The sequence below is a fragment of the Streptomyces sp. NPDC044571 genome (genome assembly GCF_040647115.1).
Taxonomy (GTDB): Bacteria; Actinomycetota; Actinomycetes; order Streptomycetales; family Streptomycetaceae; genus Streptomyces.
In genome coordinates this window covers 1-17,410 of the sequence record NZ_JBEZBN010000090.1, presented here as the reverse complement: position 1 = coordinate 17,410, position 17,410 = coordinate 1, and the positions used below count along the sequence as shown (strand labels likewise).

The 17,410-nt window shown below is 70.4% G+C and carries 13 protein-coding genes and 1 pseudogene; 4 read left to right on the top strand and 10 right to left on the bottom strand.

All coding sequences use genetic code 11. The features are described 5' to 3' along the window. Window positions 1-386: 386 nt before the first annotated feature. The 3 genes from AB0B01_RS29460 to thyX form a co-directional block, all read right to left on the bottom strand. Complete coding sequence (locus tag AB0B01_RS29460; protein ID WP_361725564.1) at window positions 387-2,072, bottom strand: ribonuclease J; 1,686 nt, start codon at window positions 2,070-2,072, stop codon at window positions 387-389. A gap of 115 nt (window positions 2,073-2,187) precedes the next feature. Further along, a complete protein-coding gene (gene dapA / locus AB0B01_RS29455) occupies window positions 2,188-3,087 on the bottom strand; it encodes a 4-hydroxy-tetrahydrodipicolinate synthase (protein WP_361725561.1) in 900 nt (299 codons plus the stop codon). A 231-nt stretch (window positions 3,088-3,318) separates the two neighbouring features. Further along, window positions 3,319-4,059, bottom strand: coding sequence for an FAD-dependent thymidylate synthase (gene thyX / locus AB0B01_RS29450; protein ID WP_356847840.1), 741 nt, complete (start codon window positions 4,057-4,059; stop codon window positions 3,319-3,321). Window positions 4,060-4,212: 153 nt separating this feature from the next. On the opposite strand from thyX, the gene AB0B01_RS29445 reads away from it, so the two are divergent. Further along, a complete protein-coding gene (locus AB0B01_RS29445; RefSeq protein WP_361725557.1) occupies window positions 4,213-4,452 on the top strand; it encodes a hypothetical protein in 240 nt (79 codons plus the stop codon). Between the two features lie 46 nt (window positions 4,453-4,498). Further along, entirely contained in the window at window positions 4,499-5,059 is a 561-nt protein-coding gene (locus AB0B01_RS29440) for a PH domain-containing protein (protein ID WP_361725554.1), read from the top strand. 34 nt (window positions 5,060-5,093) lie between these two features. On the opposite strand, the gene AB0B01_RS29435 is transcribed toward AB0B01_RS29440, so the two are convergent. From AB0B01_RS29435 to eccD, 6 genes are all read right to left on the bottom strand, one after another. Beyond that, on the bottom strand, window positions 5,094-5,546 hold the full coding sequence (locus AB0B01_RS29435) for a hypothetical protein (protein WP_361725551.1): 453 nt from the start codon (window positions 5,544-5,546) through the stop codon (window positions 5,094-5,096). Window positions 5,547-5,564: 18 nt separating this feature from the next. Beyond that, the gene (gene dapB / locus AB0B01_RS29430) at window positions 5,565-6,320 is read right to left on the bottom strand and encodes a 4-hydroxy-tetrahydrodipicolinate reductase (protein ID WP_356847834.1); all 756 of its coding nucleotides are present in this window, start codon (window positions 6,318-6,320) and stop codon (window positions 5,565-5,567) included. 73 nt (window positions 6,321-6,393) lie between these two features. Then, entirely contained in the window at window positions 6,394-7,773 is a 1,380-nt protein-coding gene (locus AB0B01_RS29425; RefSeq protein ID WP_361725547.1) for a pitrilysin family protein, read from the bottom strand. Further along, window positions 7,770-9,992 (bottom strand): polyribonucleotide nucleotidyltransferase, encoded by a 2,223-nt coding sequence (locus AB0B01_RS29420; RefSeq protein ID WP_361725567.1) that lies wholly within the window; start codon window positions 9,990-9,992, stop codon window positions 7,770-7,772. Before AB0B01_RS29420 ends, AB0B01_RS29425 begins: the two co-directional genes overlap by 4 nt. 309 nt (window positions 9,993-10,301) lie before the next feature. Then, window positions 10,302-10,589, bottom strand: coding sequence for a 30S ribosomal protein S15 (gene rpsO / locus AB0B01_RS29415; protein WP_030161433.1), 288 nt, complete (start codon window positions 10,587-10,589; stop codon window positions 10,302-10,304). A 170-nt stretch (window positions 10,590-10,759) separates the two neighbouring features. Then, complete coding sequence (gene eccD / locus AB0B01_RS29410) at window positions 10,760-12,265, bottom strand: type VII secretion integral membrane protein EccD (protein WP_361725542.1); 1,506 nt, start codon at window positions 12,263-12,265, stop codon at window positions 10,760-10,762. A gap of 208 nt (window positions 12,266-12,473) precedes the next feature. Between eccD and eccCa the strand changes: the two genes are divergently transcribed. Together eccCa and AB0B01_RS29400 are read left to right on the top strand one after the other, a co-directional pair. Then, the gene (gene eccCa / locus AB0B01_RS29405) at window positions 12,474-16,439 is read left to right on the top strand and encodes a type VII secretion protein EccCa (protein WP_361725539.1); all 3,966 of its coding nucleotides are present in this window, start codon (window positions 12,474-12,476) and stop codon (window positions 16,437-16,439) included. A 408-nt stretch (window positions 16,440-16,847) separates the two neighbouring features. Then, window positions 16,848-17,093, top strand: coding sequence for a DUF397 domain-containing protein (locus AB0B01_RS29400; RefSeq protein ID WP_361725536.1), 246 nt, complete (start codon window positions 16,848-16,850; stop codon window positions 17,091-17,093). A 19-nt stretch (window positions 17,094-17,112) separates the two neighbouring features. Here the strand turns inward: AB0B01_RS29400 and AB0B01_RS29395 are convergent. Next, window positions 17,113-17,410, bottom strand: a pseudogene (locus AB0B01_RS29395) (IS982 family transposase); the annotation flags it as partial.

Sequence of the window (17,410 nt, the reverse complement as noted above, 5' to 3'; positions counted from 1 at the left end):
TTCGTACTCACCCTCAGTAACACTTACTGGGGCTTTCCTCCGGGCTTTCGTTCTTGCGTTTCCGACTCTATCAGAGTCCGTCCCGCTCGCTTTCCAGGTTCTTCGCTTTCGCGTTTTCCCTTTCCGGCGATTCCAACCTTACCAGATCATTTCCGTGCCGTTTCCGGCTTGGATTTGAATTCGGAGGCCGTTGGAGGGCCTTTCCCTTTCGGGCGGATCAGACTTTATCAGGTGATCTGAGTCGTGATGACCACCCGCCTCGCGGGACGCGTCCGGGCACACGGATGTGCACGGGCGTCGTACGAGGTGGAGCCGTAAACGTACTGGAGCGGGGCCCCGGATGCAAATCCGGTTGCCCCGCTCCGGTGACGGCGCTACGGCGAGGGTCAGACCTCGACGACGACCGGGAGGATCATCGGGCGGCGGCGGTAGCCGTCCGAGACCCACTTGCCCATCGTGCGGCGGATGAGCTGCTGGATCTGGTGCGGCTCGGCGACGCCGTCGGCCGCGGCGCGGGCGATGGCCTCCTCGATCTTGGGCACGACCGCCGTGAAGGCCGAGTCCTCGATGCCGGAGCCGCGGGCCTGGATGTTCGGGCCGCTCACGATCTTGCCCGTGGTGCTGTCCACCACGACGAACACCGAGACGATGCCCTCGTCGCCGAGGATCCGGCGGTCCTTCAGGTGGACCTCGGTGACATCGCCGACCGACAGGCCGTCCACGTACACGTAGCCGGCCTGGACCTTGCCGGAGATCCGGGCCTTGCCGTCGACGAGGTCGACGACCACGCCGTCCTCGGCGATGACGATGCGGTCCTTCGGGACACCCGTCATGGCGCCGAGCTCGGCGTTGGCCCGCAGGTGGCGCCATTCGCCGTGGACCGGCATCAGGTTCCGCGGTTTGCAGATGTTGTAGAAGTACAGCAGCTCGCCCGCGGACGCGTGGCCGGAGACGTGCACCTTCGCGTTGCCCTTGTGGACGACGTTGGCGCCCCACCGGGTCAGGCCGTTGATCACGCGGTAGACCGCGTTCTCGTTGCCCGGGATCAGCGACGACGCAAGGATCACGGTGTCACCGGGGACGATCCGGATCTGGTGGTCGCGGTTGGCCATCCGGGACAGGGCCGCCATCGGCTCGCCCTGGGAACCCGTACAGACCAGCACGACCTCGTCGTCCGGCAGGTCGTCGAGGGTCTTCACGTCGACGACGAGGCCGGCCGGGACCCGCAGGTAGCCCAGGTCGCGGGCGATGCCCATGTTGCGGACCATCGAGCGGCCGACGAAGGCGACGCGTCGGCCGTACTCGTGCGCGGCGTCGAGGACCTGCTGGATGCGGTGGACGTGGCTGGCGAAGCTCGCCACGATGATCCGCTTCTGGGCACCCGCGAAGACACCGCGGATGACGTTCGAGATGTCGCGCTCCGGCGGGACGAAGCCCGGGACCTCGGCGTTCGTCGAGTCCGAAAGGAGGAGGTCGATGCCCTCCTCGCTCAGACGCGCGAAGGCGTGCAGGTCGGTGAGGCGGTTGTCCATCGGGAGCTGGTCCATCTTGAAGTCGCCGGTGGCGACGACCAGGCCCGCGGGGGTGCGGATGGCGACGGCCAGCGCGTCCGGGATGGAGTGGTTGACTGCGATGAACTCGCAGTCGAAGATCCCGAGGTTCTCCCGGTCGCCCTCCTTCACCTCAAGGGTGTAGGGGCGGATCCGGTGTTCCTGGAGCTTCGCCTCGATGAGGGCCAGCGTCAGCTTGGAGCCGACAAGCGGGATGTCCGGCTTCTCGCGCAGGAGGAAGGGGACGGCGCCGATGTGGTCCTCGTGACCGTGGGTGAGGACGATGCCCTCGATGTCGTCGAGCCGGTCCCGGATGGACGTGAAGTCCGGCAGGATCAGGTCGATGCCCGGCTGCTCCTCCTCGGGGAAGAGGACGCCGCAGTCGACGATCAGCAGCCGGCCGTCGAACTCGAAGACGGTCATGTTGCGGCCGATCTCGCCGAGACCACCCAGGGGGGTGACACGGAGGCCGCCCTTCGGGAGCTTCGGCGGCGGACCGAGTTCAGGATGCGGATGGCTCAAAAGTCTCTCCTCACCAAACACGCCACGTACCTCGTAGGCACGTGGCGTGCATGCATTCGTGCACTTTCATGTGTCTTTTCGTGGGGTACTGCTTATTCAGTTGTGAAGTCTGGTGTCAGAGCTGTACCCCGCCGGCGGCAAGATCGATCTTGAGCTGGGCCGTCTCTTCGGCGGTCAGCTCGACCAGCGGGAGCCGCAGCGGGCCCGCGGGCAGCCCCTGGAGGTTCAGGGCGCCCTTCGTGGTGATCACGCCCTGGGTGCGGAACATCCCGGTGAAGACGGGGAGCAGCTTCTGGTGGATCTCCGTGGCCTTCTGGACGTCGCCGGCCAGGTGCGCTTCGAGCATCGCGCGGAGCTCCGGGCTGACCACGTGGCCCACGACGGAGACGAAGCCGACCGCGCCGACCGACAGCAACGGCAGGTTCAGCATGTCGTCACCCGAGTACCAGGCCAGGCCGCTCTGGGCGATGGCCCAGCTCGCGCGGCCGAGGTCGCCCTTGGCGTCCTTGTTGGCCACGATACGGGGGTGCTCGGCCAGCCGGACGAGGGTCTCGGTGTTGATCGGGACACCGCTGCGGCCGGGGATGTCGTACAGCATGACCGGGAGCCCGGTGGCATCCGCGATGGCCGTGAAGTGCCGGTAGAGGCCTTCCTGCGGCGGCTTGCTGTAGTACGGGGTCACCGCGAGGAGGCCGTGGGCGCCGGTGCGCTCGGCCTGGCGGGCGAGCTCCAGGGTGTGGCGGGTGTCGTTGGTGCCGATGCCGGCGACGACGTGGGCACGGTCTCCGACCGCTTCGAGGACGGCTCGTACGAGGTCGTTTTTCTCCGCGTCGGTGGTGGTCGGGGACTCGCCGGTGGTCCCGTTGATGATCAGGCCGTCGTTGCCTGCGTCCACCAGGTGGACGGCGAGCTGCTGCGCGCCGTCGAGGTCGAGTGCGCCATCAGCCGTGAAGGGCGTGATCATGGCGGTGAGGACCCGCCCGAAGGGGGTCTGCGGAGTCGAGATCGGAGCCATGGGTAACACGCTACTCGCTGCCATGCTCGCGATGTCCCCTCGGGGGACGTCAACAGGGTGGTGCGCCTCCCGGCGGTGGGCCGGGAGGAGTGTGGAGCCCGGCACTGCCTGCTCGGGGGTTCAAGCAGTGCCGGGTCCGTTTGATCAGCCTAGATGAACTTTACGAAACGTGGCAATACGGACACTTCGGACCTGACTCGGCACATCCGTACGCACACGCCGTTCCGGGCCTTACGGGGCCACGCGCCCGTTGGCGTTGAAGGCCGCGTACGTCAGCGGCATCAGCGAGGCCCAGTGCTGCTCCATCTTCTCGCCGACCATCTCGATCTCCCGCTGCGGGAAGGACGGGACCTTGGCGAGCTCGTGCTGGGTGCGCAGACCGAGGAAGTGCATGAGCGAGCGCGCGTTGCAGGTGGCGTACATCGAGGAGAAGAGGCCGACGGGCAGGACCGAACGGGCCACCTCCCGGGCCACGCCCGCCGCCAGCATCTCCTGGTAGGCCTCGTAGGCCTGGCGGTACGAGTCCTCCATGACCCGGCCGGTCAGCTCCTGCTGCGCCGCGGTGCCCTCGACGAAGACGTACTTGCCCGGACGGCCCTCCTGGACGAGCTTGCGCTCGGCGTCCGGGACGTAGAAGACCGGCTCCAGCTCCCTGTAGCGGCCCGATTCCTCGTTGTACGACCAGCCGACGCGGTGGCGCATGAACTCGCGGAACACGAAGATCGGGGCGCTGATGAAGAAGGTCATCGAGTTGTGCTCGAAGGGGCTGCCGTGGCGGTCGCGCATCAGGTAGTTGATGAGCCCCTTGGAGCGCTCCGGGTCCTTCTGCAGCTCGTCCAGCGACTGCTCGCCCGCCGTGGAGACGCGGGCGGCCCACAGCACGTCGGAGTCGGCGGCGGAGTGCTTCACCAGCTCCACCGTCACATCACTGCGGAAGCTGGGTTTCAGGTCTGAAGCGGCGGTCTCGCTCACCGGGGGTCCTTCCGAACGTCTCACATGGGGCGCGCCCACTCTACGGCGCCCGTCAGGGCAGCTCGCGCATCGATTTCCCGATCGGAGGCACCTGGCGGGCAGTTCGCACGTCCTTGTGAGTACAGCCACTCCGATCCCGAGGAGAGTCCCCTCATGTTCAGCCGGCGCGAACCCGTCCCGTTCGCCTTTGTCGCCGAGGCCGACCGATTCCGCAGCAACGTCACCCCGCCGCCGCGCGAGTGTCTGAGCAAGACGCAGTTCGCCGCCCGTACCCTGGTCGGGCTGACCGTGGTGGCGGGGCTGGTCGGCTCCCTGCTCTTCGGCGTACCGGCGTTGCAGCCCCACCAGACGCCCGCCACGTCGCAGCAGTCGGAGGCCTCCCGGGGGCGGTAGCCTCACGGGCAGCCCAACCGAACGTGCATGTGAGTGAGGTCCCGCCGTGCCCCTGCCCTTCATGACGGCCGACAGCGCGTTCGACGCGCACGAGGACGGCGACGAGGTCCTCGCCCATGCAGACCAGGACCGCTGGCGCCGGCCCTACCGGCCCGGCCCCTGGCGGGTCGCCGGCGCCGCACTGCTGCTCCTGCTGGCCGCCTTCATGCTGCTCGCCACGATGATCATCGCGTTCGCGGGCGCCGGGGCGGTGGCGATCGTCTGCCTGGTCGCCGCGCTCAGTGTGATCGGGGCCGCGCTGCGGCTGCTGGTGGCGGGGATCTGGGTCAGCCCCAAGGGGCTGCGCCTGGTCGGCTTCCTCAGGACCCGCTCGCTCACCTGGAGCGAGGTCGCCGACGTCCGCACTGCGCAGCAGCCCGTGCGCTGGCTCGGCCTGCCGAGGACCGTGCAGGGCCAGGCCCTGACGGTGGCCGGGCGGGACGGCGCCGCGCTGCCGGTGCTGCTGACCGACCACAACGCCGACTTCCTGGCGCGTGCGGAGGCGTTCGACCGGGCCACCGACGCGGTGGAGGCCTGGGCCGAGGAGTACCGGGCCGTACCTGCCTGAGGCGGCGGGCCAGGACCGGAAGCCCGTACGGGGATCAGACCTGTACGGGCTTCCTGTCGTGCAGGGCGATGGCCCGCTGCATGGCCTTGCGGGCCCGCGGGGTGTCGCGGGCGTCGTGGTAGGCCACGGCGAGGCGGAACCAGCTGCGCCAGTCTCCCGGCGCGTCCTCCGTCTCGGCCTTGCGGCGCGCGAAGACCTCGTCGGCGGAGTCCCGCAGGATCCGGCCGTACTGGTCCCGCTCCAGCTCGTCCACGGGCAGTCCGCCCTCGGCATCCAGCTCGTTCGCGAGCTGGTTGGCCTTCCGCACGAACTGCGTGTTCTTCCAGAGGAACCAGACACCGATGACGGGCAGGACCAGCACCGCGGCGCCGAAGGTGACGGTCAGCCAGGTGCCCTGCCGGAGCAGCATCAGGCCCCTGCTGCCGACCAGGACGAAGTAGACGACCAGGACGGCGGCCGTGAGGAAGTAGGTGATCTTCGCGCGCATGGTGCTACTGCCTGCTCATCAGCCGAGGTCGAGGAAGTGTTCCAGGCCGAAGGTCAGGCCCGGGGTCTGCGTCACGCGGCGCGCGCCGAGGAGGATGCCCGGCATGAAGCTGCTGTGGTGCAGGGAGTCGTGACGGATGGTCAGGGTCTCGCCCTCGCCGCCGAGCAGCACCTCCTGGTGGGCCAGCAGGCCGCGCAGGCGGATCGCGTGCACCGGGACCCCGTCGACGTCCGCGCCGCGCGCGCCGTCGAGGGCGGTGGCGGTGGCGTCGGGCTGCGGGGCGCAGCCGGCCTCGGCGCGGGCGGCCGCGATGAGCTGCGCCGTACGGGTGGCCGTGCCGGAGGGGGCGTCGACCTTGTTGGGGTGGTGCAGTTCCACGACCTCGACGGACTCGAAGTAGCGGGCGGCCTGCGCGGCGAACTTCATGGTGAGGACGGCGCCGATGGAGAAGTTCGGGGCGATGAGCACACCGGTCTCGGGGGAGCCGGCGAGCCAGGTGTCCAGCTGGGCGAGGCGCTCCTCGGTCCAGCCGGTGGTGCCGACGACGGCGTGGATGCCGTGGCGGATGCAGAAGTCGAGGTTGCCCATGACCGAGGCGGGGGTGGTCAGCTCGACGGCGACCTGGGCGCCGGTCTCGGCCAGCTTCTCCAGCTTGTCGCCACGGCCGAGGGCGGCCACCAGCTCCATGTCCTCGGCTGCCTCGACGGCCTTGACCGCCTCGGAGCCGATGCGGCCCTGTGCACCGAGAACCGCTACGCGCAGCTTGCTGCTCATGCTTCCTTCGCTTCCTGTCGTACGGGCCGGGCACCGGCCGGCGGCCGGTGCCCGGCCCCGAGGTGTCAGGGTCTCAGGCCACCGCTTCGTCGAGGCGGGCGGCCTGCTTCTCCTTCAGGGGTCCGATCACCGAGAGCGACGGCCGCTGGGCCAGGACGTCCAGGGCGACCGAGCGGACGTCGTCCGGGGTCACGGCGGCGATCCGGGCCAGCATGTCGTCGACCGACATCTGGTCGCCCCAGCACAGCTCGCTCTTGCCGATGCGGTTCATGATCGCGCCGGTGTCCTCCAGGCCGAGGACGGTGGAGCCGGACAGCTGGCCGATGGCCCGCTTGATCTCCTCGTCGGTGAGCCCCTCCGAGACGACCTTGTCGAGCTCGCCTCGGCAGATCCGGAGCACGTCGTGGACCTGGCTGGGCCGGCAGCCCGCGTACACGCCGAACAGGCCGGTGTCGGCGAAGCCCGAGGTGTACGAGTACACGCTGTAGGCCAGGCCGCGCTTCTCCCGGACCTCCTGGAAGAGGCGGGAGGACATGCCGCCGCCGAGGGCGGTGTTCAGCACCCCGAGCGCCCAGCGGCGCTCGTCGGTGCGGGCCAGGCCGGGCATGCCGAGCACCACGTGGGCCTGCTCGGTCTTGCGGTTGATCAGGTCGACCTTGCCGGAGGTGCGGATGCGCTTGGTGCCGGCGCGCGGGCCGATCGGTTCGGCGTCGGTGCGCCCGAGGGCCCCGGCCTTCTCGAAGGCCGCGCGTACCTGGCGTACGACCTTGTTGTGGTCGACGTTGCCGGCCGCGGCCACCACCAGGTGGGTGGGGTCGTAGTGCTTCTTGTAGAAGCGGCGGATCCGGTCGGCGCCGAGGGCGTTGATCGTGTCGACGGTGCCGAGGACGGGCCGGCCCAGCGGGGTGTCGCCGAACATCGTGTGCGCGAACAGGTCGTGCACGCAGTCGCCCGGGTCGTCCTCGGTCATGGCGATCTCTTCGAGGATGACGCCGCGCTCGGCGTCGACGTCCTCCTCGCGGATCAGCGAGCCGGTGAGCATGTCGCAGACGACGTCGATCGCCAGCGGCAGGTCGGTGTCGAGCACCCGTGCGTAGTAGCAGGTGTACTCCTTCGCCGTGAAGGCGTTCATCTCGCCGCCGACCGCGTCGATCGCGGAGGAGATGTCGAGGGCGCTGCGCTGAGCGGTGCCCTTGAAGAGGAGGTGCTCCAGGTAGTGCGTGGCACCGTTGAGCGTGGGCGTCTCGTCGCGGGAGCCCACGTGCGCCCAGATGCCGAAGGTGGCGGAGCGGACGGAGGGCAGCGTCTCGGTGACGATGCGCAGTCCGCCGGGGAGGACCGTGCGCCGGACGGTGCCGATGCCGTTCTCGCCCTTGAGGAGGGTTTGGGTACGGGCGACGGCCCGCCCCTCGGAGGAGGGGCGGGCCGTCACACGGGAACTACGCGACGTCACTTGTCGGAGTCGTCCTTGTCAGCGTCGTCACCGGCGGCCTCGCCGTCGATCACGGGGATCAGGGAGAGCTTGCCGCGCTGGTCGATCTCGGCGATCTCGACCTGGACCTTGGTGCCGACCGCGAGCACGTCCTCGACGTTCTCCACGCGCTTGCCACCGGCGAGCTTGCGGATCTGCGAGATGTGCAGCAGGCCGTCCTTGCCCGGGAGCAGGGAGACGAAGGCACCGAAGGTGGTGGTCTTGACGACCGTACCCAGGTAGCGCTCGCCGACCTCCGGCATGGTCGGGTTGGCGATGCCGTTGATCGTGGCGCGGGCGGCCTCGGCGGCCGGGCCGTCGGCGGCACCGATGTAGATGGTGCCGTCGTCCTCGATCGTGATCTCGGCGCCGGTGTCCTCCTGGATCTGGTTGATCATCTTGCCCTTGGGGCCGATGACCTCGCCGATCTTGTCCACGGGGATCTTGACGGTGATGATCCGCGGGGCGTTGGGGGACATCTCGTCCGGCGTGTCGATCGCTTCCATCATCACGTCGAGGATGTGGAGGCGGGCGTCGCGGGCCTGCTTGAGGGCCGCGGCCAGGACGGAGGCCGGGATGCCGTCCAGCTTGGTGTCGAGCTGGAGGGCGGTCACGAACTCCTTGGTGCCGGCGACCTTGAAGTCCATGTCGCCGAAGGCGTCCTCCGCACCGAGGATGTCGGTGAGGGCGACGTAGTGGGTCTTGCCGTCGATCTCCTGGGAGATCAGGCCCATGGCGATACCGGCGACGGGGGCCTTCAGCGGCACACCGGCGTTCAGCAGCGACATGGTCGAGGCGCAGACCGAGCCCATGGACGTCGAACCGTTGGAGCCGAGGGCCTCGGACACCTGGCGGATCGCGTAGGGGAACTCCTCGCGGGTCGGCAGGACCGGGAGGATCGCGCGCTCGGCGAGGGCGCCGTGGCCGATCTCGCGGCGCTTGGGCGAACCCACGCGGCCGGTCTCGCCGACGGAGTACGGCGGGAAGTTGTAGTTGTGCATGTAGCGCTTGCGGGTCACCGGGGAAAGAGTGTCCAGCTGCTGCTCCATACGGAGCATGTTGAGGGTGGTGACGCCCAGGATCTGGGTCTCGCCACGCTCGAACAGCGCCGAGCCGTGCACGCGCGGGATGGCCTCGACCTCGGCGGCGAGGGTACGGATGTCCGTGATCCCGCGGCCGTCGATGCGGACCTTGTCCTTGATGACGCGCTCGCGCACCAGGGCCTTGGTCAGGCTGCGGTAGGCGGCGGAGATCTCCTTCTCGCGGCCCTCGAAGGCCGGGAGGAGCTTCTCGGCGGCGAGGTCCTTGACGCGGTCGAGCTCCGCCTCGCGGTCCTGCTTGCCGGGGATGGTCAGCGCCTGGGCGAGCTCGCCCTTGACCGCGGCGACGAGGGCCTCGTAGACGTCGTCCTGGTAGTCCAGGAAGACCGGGAACTCGCCCTCGGGCTTGGCGGCCTTGGAGGCCAGGTCCGACTGGGCCTTGCACAGGGCCTTGATGAAGGGCTTCGAGGCCTCCAGACCGGCGGCGACGATCTCCTCGGTCGGCGCCTCGGCGCCGCCCTTGACGAGGGTGACGGTCTTCTCGGTGGCCTCGGCCTCGACCATCATGATCGCGACGTCGCCGTCCTCCAGGACGCGGCCCGCGACGACCATGTCGAAGACGGCGTCCTCAAGCTCGGTGTGCGTCGGGAAGGCCACCCACTGGCCGCGGATCAGCGCGACGCGGACGCCGCCGATCGGGCCGGAGAAGGGCAGGCCGGCCAGCTGCGTGGACGCGGACGCGGCGTTGATCGCGATGACGTCGTACAGGTGGTCCGGGTTGAGCGCCATGACGGTGGCGACGACCTGGATCTCGTTGCGCAGGCCCTTCTTGAAGGACGGGCGCAGCGGGCGGTCGATCAGACGGCAGGTGAGGATCGCGTCCTCGGAGGGGCGGCCCTCGCGGCGGAAGAAGGAGCCGGGGATCTTGCCGGCCGCGTACTGGCGCTCCTCGACGTCCACCGTCAGGGGGAAGAAGTCGAGCTGGTCCTTGGGCTTCTTCGACGCGGTGGTGGCGGAAAGCACCATCGTGTCGTCGTCCAGGTAGGCAACGGCGGAGCCGGCGGCCTGGCGGGCCAGACGGCCCGTCTCGAAGCGGATGGTGCGGGTGCCGAAGGAACCGTTGTCAATGACGGCCTCGGCGTAGTGGGTCTCGTTCTCCACTAGCGTTTTCTCCATATTCGTCGTCTCCGTCCGCGGCCCGTGTGGCGGCGGACGGTGCGGAGAAGCGCTCCTTGGGTGCGGGCCGGTCTTCGATCGAAGTACCCGGTTCGGTGCCCGTGGGCTTTCCGGGTACCACTACCGAGGACCGGCGGCCTGGGAGGGCGCTCCTCCTCTTCAGTTGTGCACGTGGTGCGGAACCAGCGCGTACGTCCAGACTACAAAGCGTCCGGTGCGTCCCGCACGTACAGCAGCACGTACAGCAAAGGGAGCGGCCCCCTCAGTGTGGGAACCGCTCCCTTCACAGCGTCTTTACTTGACGCCGGCCGCACCGCGGCGGATGCCGAGGCGCTCGACCAGCGTACGGAAGCGCTGGATGTCCTTCTTGGCCAGGTACTGCAGCAGGCGGCGACGCTGGCCGACCAGGATCAGCAGACCACGACGGGAGTGGTGGTCGTGCTTGTGGGTCTTGAGGTGCTCGGTCAGGTCCGTGATGCGCTTGGAGAGCATGGCGACCTGGACCTCGGGGGAGCCGGTGTCGCCCTCCTTGGCACCAAACTCAGCGATGATCTGCTTCTTCGTAGCGGCGTCGAGCGACACGCGTACTCCTCATGGGTCTTCGTGGCCACCGAGTGCCCCAGGTCGAATTCTCTGGGGATCTTCCGTAACTCGGGAGGCGGGTCCGCTGGGCGCAGCCTCCAGAAGGACTTCCGGGGGCGCGTACACAAACGGCCGTTACACAGCGTACCAGGCTGCCGCCCGGCCCCGTCTCAGCTGGTGAGCGAGCGGGCCCGGGCGTACACGTCGAGCACGGCCAGGGCCAGCGGGACCAGGCTGAGCAGCACCGCCGCCTCGGTGAGGTCGAGCAGTCGCCCCCAGAAGGGTGACAGACCCTTGCGGGGGATGACCAGCGCAATTCCGGCGAGCAGGGCCGCACCGGCGGCCACCGCGGCCGACAGCCAGATCGTACGGAGGTCCAGGCCGCCGCGGTCGTGGTACTGCACGAGCTCCCGCAGGAGGTCGGCCGGCGGGTGCAGGGCCAGGCCCAGGATCAGCAGGGCGACGGCCGACAGGCCGGCGACCAGGGTGCACACGACCTGGGAGGTGTAGCGGAAGAGGCGGGCGCGCAGCAGCATGGCCAGGCCGGTGGCGAGGGCCAGCAGGCGCCCCCAGGTGTTGTCGGAGAAGCCGAGGACCGCGGCGCAGCCGACGACGACCGCCGCGCAGCCGCCCACCAGGCCGAGCAGCATCTCGTGGCCGCGGCGGGCCTGGGCGGCGATGGCCTCGGCGTCGAGCGGGGCGCCCGGCTCGGGCTGCTCGGAGCCGGAGGGGTCACCGTACGGCTCGGCCTCGTAGCGGTCCGGGGTCTCGTAGTCCTCCACGGCGCTCTGCGGGGCGGCGTAGCCGATGGGCAGCCGGGCGAAACGGGCGGAGAGGCCGGGCAGGAAGGCGACGAGGCCGATGGCCGCGGGGGCGCAGACGGCGGCCGTGGCGGTCGCGGACGCCTCGGTGACGATCGCGAGGAAGGTCGCCAGGGTGCCGATGGCCGCGAGGAAGGTGGCCGCGACGAAGGGTGCGTCCCCGTCCGGGGTGAGCGCGACCAGCGCCACGGAGGCGACGAGGACGCAGATGCAGCCGAGCAGGAACTGGAGCCGGCCGGGGCCGTGCCCGGCGGCGGGGGCGATGATGCCGGACCCGGCGATCAGCAGGTGCGGGAGGCCGGCGAGGCCGAGGGCGACGGCGGAACCGCGGTCGCGGTAGACCCGGGCGCGGACGCCCGCCGCGGCGGCCAGCAGCAGCCCGGCCGCGCCGGCGATGATCCCGGGCAGGCCGTGCATGTCGTGGCGGAGCGGGTCGGCGTACCAGAGGACGAGGCCCAGCAGGACGAACAGCAGGGCGGCTCCGGCCAGGCCTGCGCCGCGCAGCATGTCGTCGCTCCAGCGGTGCCGGTCGCGCACCACGGCGGAGGCGACGGCGTCGGAGACGTCGTCGAAGACCGCGGGCGGCAGGGAGTCGGCGAAGGGGCGAAGGCTCAGCACCTCGCCGTCGAGTACCTGCTGGGCGGCGAGGGTGCGGGCGCCGTCGAGGACGGTGCCGTCGCGGCGGACCAGGTGGAAGCCGGTCGGAGCGCCGACGGGCTGGGTCTGGCCGGTGAGGCGCAGCAGTTCGGGGTAGACGTCGGCGACGGCGATGTCCTCGGGGAGGGCGACGTCGATGCGGCTGTCGGGAGCCACGACGGTGACCCTGCAGAAGCCCGTCGTTGCGGCCGTACTCACCTGTGTGACCCCCCTGGTTGGCGAAGCGATTGCGCGGTCCGCCGCCTCGGATTCGCGGATGCGCATACTGCGCGGGCCACCCTACCGGGCGTATGCGTGACTGTCGGCAAGTAGGATCACCGTCGCGCGGGTGGGAGACCCCTTCGCGTCCGGGACTTGGGGGCGCCGGTAGCGACGTCCCGTCCGTTTTCGAGGGATTGATGCTCCGGTGAGTCAGATCGTCGTCAAACGCCCGCCGCGGTCCCTGCCGCCCGAAGTCCCTTCGGACGAGCTGAGACTGGAGGCTCCGCCGGAGCTTCCCCGCGGGCAGCAGGAGGGCATGTTGATGCAGCTCCTGCCGATGCTCGGCATGGGCTCGTCGGTCGTCTTCTTCTTCATGCCGGGTGCGGCGCCGTTCATGCGCATCATGGGTGTGCTGATGCTGGTGTCCACGGTGGGCATGATGATCGCCCAGCTGATGCGCCATCGGCGCGGTACGCAGGGGCAAATGGCCGATGTGCGCCGGGACTACCTCAAATACCTCGCGCAGACCCGGCGTCAGGTCCGCAGGACCGCCCGGGCACAGCGCGACGCACAGCTGTATCTCCACCCGGCGCCCGAGCAGTTGTGGTCGGTGGTGGCGGAGGGTTCGCGGCTGTGGGAGCGGCGGGTCGGTGACGCGGACTTCGGCCAGGCCCGGCTGGGACTGGGCGCGCAGCGCCTGTCGACGCCTCTGGTGGCGCCGGACACGGCCCCGGTGGACGAGCTGGAGCCGCTGACCGCGGGTGCGATGCAGCGCTTCCTGAAGGTGCACTCCTCGCTGGACGGGCTGCCGGTCGCGGTGTCGATGCGGGCCTTCTACCACGTGACGGTGTCCGGGGAGCCGGAGTCGGCGCGCGGAACGGCGCGGGCGATGGTGGCGCAGCTCGCGACGCTGCACTCCCCCGAGGACCTGGTGGTGGCCGTGGTGGCCGCGCCGGGCGCGGTGCCCGCGTGGGACTGGACGAAGTGGCTGCCGCACACGCAGGTGCCGGGGCAGGTGGACGGTGCCGGTACGAAGCGGCTGTTCAGCGACCACCTCACCGAGCTGGAGGCGCTGCTGGCGCCCCGCCTGGAGGGACGGCCGCGGTTCAGCCGGGACGTGTCCCCGGTGCTGGACCAGCCGCACCTGGTCGTCGTGCTGGACGCCAACTCCCGCGGCGGACTGGTGCCGCCGGACTCGGTGTTCGCCGCCGCGGAGGGCCTGCAGGGCGTCACCATCGTCGAGGTGGTCGCGGGCGAGCTGGACGAGCCGCGCGGCGGGCTGTCCGTCGTGGTGCGGCCGGGCCGGCTGCGGCTGGAGTCGGGTGCGGGCGTCGCGTACGAGGGCGTGCCGGACACACTGTCGCTGCCGGCCGCGGAGGCACTGGCGCGGCAGCTGGCGCCGCTGCGCACCGGCGGCGGCGACGACGACGAACCGCTGCTGGCCAACCTGGACTTCACGGATCTGCTGAACCTGGGCGACGCGGCCTCGATCGACGTGGCGCGGACCTGGCGGCCGCGGTCGGCCGGTGAGCGGCTTCGGGTGCCGATCGGTGTCGGCGAGGACGGCGCGCCGGTCATGCTGGACCTCAAGGAGGCCGCGCAGGAGGGCATGGGCCCGCACGGCCTGTGCGTAGGCGCGACCGGTTCCGGCAAGTCGGAGCTGCTGCGCACACTGGTGCTGGGCCTGGCGGTCACGCACACCTCGGAGACGCTGAACTTCGTCCTCGCCGACTTCAAGGGCGGTGCGACCTTCACCGGCATGGGGCAGATGCCGCACGTCGCGGCCGTCATCACCAACCTGGCGGACGACCTGACGCTCGTGGACCGCATGGGCGACTCGATCCGCGGAGAGCTCCAGCGCCGGCAGGAACTGCTGCGGTCGGCGGGCAACTACGCCAACATCCACGACTACGAGAAGGCCCGCGCGGCGGGCGCCCCGCTGGAGCCGCTGGCCTCGCTGGTGCTGGTCATCGACGAGTTCTCCGAGCTGCTCACCGCGAAGCCCGACTTCATCGACATGTTCATCCAGATCGGCCGGATCGGCCGGTCGCTGGGCGTGCACCTGCTGCTGGCCTCGCAGCGCCTGGAGGAGGGCAAGCTGCGCGGCCTGGACACGTACCTCTCGTACCGGATCGGTCTGCGGACCTTCTCGGCGGCGGAGTCGCGTACGGCGATCGGTGTGCCGGACGCCTACCACCTGCCGTCGGTGCCGGGTTCGGGCTATCTGAAGTTCGGTACGGACGAGATGACGCGGTTCAAGGCGGCGTACGTCTCGGGTACCTACCGCTCGGGCGGCCCGGACCTGTCGGTGGGCCTGTTCCCGGTGGAGCGCCGCCCGGCGCTGTTCACCGCAGCGCCGGTGCCGGTGGTGTACGCGGCGCCGGACCCGGCGTACCTGGCGGCGCAGGCGCCGCGGGAGGACGACGCGCTCGCGGACACCGTGCTGGACGTGATCGTGAGCCGGCTGGAGGGACAGGGGGTGCCGGCGCACCAGGTGTGGCTGCCGCCGCTGGACCAGGCCCCGCCGCTGGACCAGTTGCTGCCGGCGCTGGCCCCCTCGGCCGAGCGCGGGCTGCACGCGGAGGGGTACACGCGGCCCGGCGGGCTCGTGGTGCCGCTCGGCCTGATCGACAAGCCGTTCGAGCAGCGGCGCGAGGTGTTGTACCGGGACTTCTCGGGTGCGGCGGGCCACATGATGGTCGTCGGCGGTCCGCAGTCGGGCAAGTCGACCCTGATGCGGACGCTGATCTCCTCGTTCGCGCTGACGCACACCCCGCGCGAGGTGCAGTTCTACGGGCTGGACTTCGGTGGCGGCAGCCTGTCGGCGGTCGCCGAGCTGCCGCACGTGGGCGGGATCGCCTCGCGCCTGGACCCGGAGCGGGTGCGGCGTACGGTCGCGGAGGTGGCGGGCATCCTCAACCGGCGCGAGGAGTTCTTCCGCGCCAACAGCATCGACTCGATCGGCACCTACCGGCGGCGTCGCGCGGCGGGTGAGCTGCCCGGTGAGCCGTGGGGCGACGTGTTCCTCGTCGTCGACGGCTGGGGCGGTTTCCGGGGCGAGTACGAGGGCCTGGAGCCGGTGGTCACCGACATCGCCTCGCGCGGCCTGGGCTACGGCATCCACGTGGTGATCACCGCGGCCCGGTACATGGAGGTGCGGGCCGCCCTCAAGGACCAGATGCTGAACCGGCTGGAGCTGCGGCTCGGCGACGTCATGGACTCCGAGTTCGACCGCAAGGTCGCGGCGAACGTGCCGCCGGGCATGCCGGGGCGCGGTCAGGTGGCGGAGAAGCTGCACTTCCTGGGGGCGCTGCCGCGGATCGACGGCTCGCACGACCCGGAGGACCTGTCGGAGGCCACGGCCGCCTTCGTGTCGGCGGTGAAGCAGAACTGGACGGGGGCCGCGGCTCCCGGCGTACGGCTGCTGCCGCGGCTGCTGCACGCCGACCAGCTGCCCCGGGGCGGGGAGTACCCCGGCCGCGGGCTGGCGATCGGCATCGACGAGACGGACCTGGAGCCGGTGTTCGTCGACTTCGAGAGCGACCCCTTCTTCCTCGTCTTCGGCGAGAGCGAGTCGGGCAAGACGAACCTGCTGCGGCTGATCGCCCAGCAGATCGCGGACCGGTACACGCCCGACCAGGCCCGGCTGGTGGTCGGCGACTACCGGCGCAGTCTGCTCGGGGCGCTGCCGGAGGAGCACCTGCTGGAGTACGCGCCGATGGCGAGCTCCCTCCAGACGCACATGGAGGCGCTGGGCGGCGTGTTCTCGCGGCGCCAGCCGCCGACCGACGTCACGCCGCAGCAGCTGCGGGACCGCAGCTGGTGGACGGGCCCGGACGTGTTCATCATCATCGACGACTACGACCTGGTGGCCACCAGCCAGGGCAACCCGCTGGCGCCGCTGGTGGAGTTCCTGCCGTTCGCCCGGGACACGGGCGTCCGCTTCATCATCGCGCGGAACTCGGCGGGCGCCTCGCGCTCGATGTACGAGCCGTTCATGCAGCGTTTCAAGGAGCTCGGGGCGCAGGGCGTCGTGCTCTCGGGCGACCCGTCCGAGGGCGACCTGATCGGCAACGTGCGCCCGCGCCCGATGCCGCCGGGCCGGGCCTACTTCCACTCGCGCAAGCGGGGTGCCTCGCTGGTCCAGCTGGGCCGGCTACCGGGGATGTGAGACGCGGGGCCCGGACAACCGGGCCCCGTCCCCGACGCCCAAGCCGCGGCTGCGGCTGCGGCTGCGGCTGCGGCTGCGGCTGCGGCTGCGGCTGCGGCTGCGGCTGCGGCTGCAACGTGGCGGCCGTGCGCCTCGAACTCGACGGCGGCGGGGCCGCGTCGCTGGTGCTGACCGCCGGGGACGCGGGGCACAGCGGCTGTCGCGGGACCAGGTCGAGGCCGTCACCGGGGCACTCGCCGCCCAGATCGGCGACGTCTTCACACACTGACCAACGGGCGCCCTTCGCCATGGTCGCGACCAGCACAGACATCGGACTCATTCATCTAGGCGGGAAACACTCCCCCGGCCCGGTCCGCAGCACCGATAATCGGCAGCGAACACGCAGCACCGCCGAGGGAAAGGCCGCACATGGGCACCCAGCAGGAGAAGGACGAGCTGTACGCGCTCGACATCAGCGGCGTGGAGTGGGAAGGGCCGCCCGGGACCAGCCCCGACGAGGAGCGCGTCGAGATCGCCCGGCTCCCCGAGGGCGCGGTGGCGATGCGTTCCTCGCTCGACCGGGACACCGTGCTGCGGTACACCGCCGCCGAGTGGGAGGCCTTCGTACTCGGTGCCCGGGACGGGGAGTTCGACCTGGAACGCGGGCCCCGCTAGATGAGTGAGTCCGATGTTCTCAGTGGTCGTAGGCGATCAGGGATCGTTTGATCTTGGTGCCGGTGGTCCAGTTGTGCCAGATGCCGGCGGCAAGAGCGAGGAGTCGTTGTCCGGTGCGGGCGAAGACTCCGGCCGGGGTTCTGCCGCCGTGTTGTTCGAGGCTGAGCTGGCCTTTGAGGGTGTCGATGACGGCCTCGATCCACTGGCGGACGCGGGCAATTCTCCCGTGCCGGACCGGCTCGTCCTTGCGGTCCGGCCGCACCAGATGAACACCCAGCCGCTCGGTGCAGAAGGCTTCGAACTCCTTCCCGGCGAAG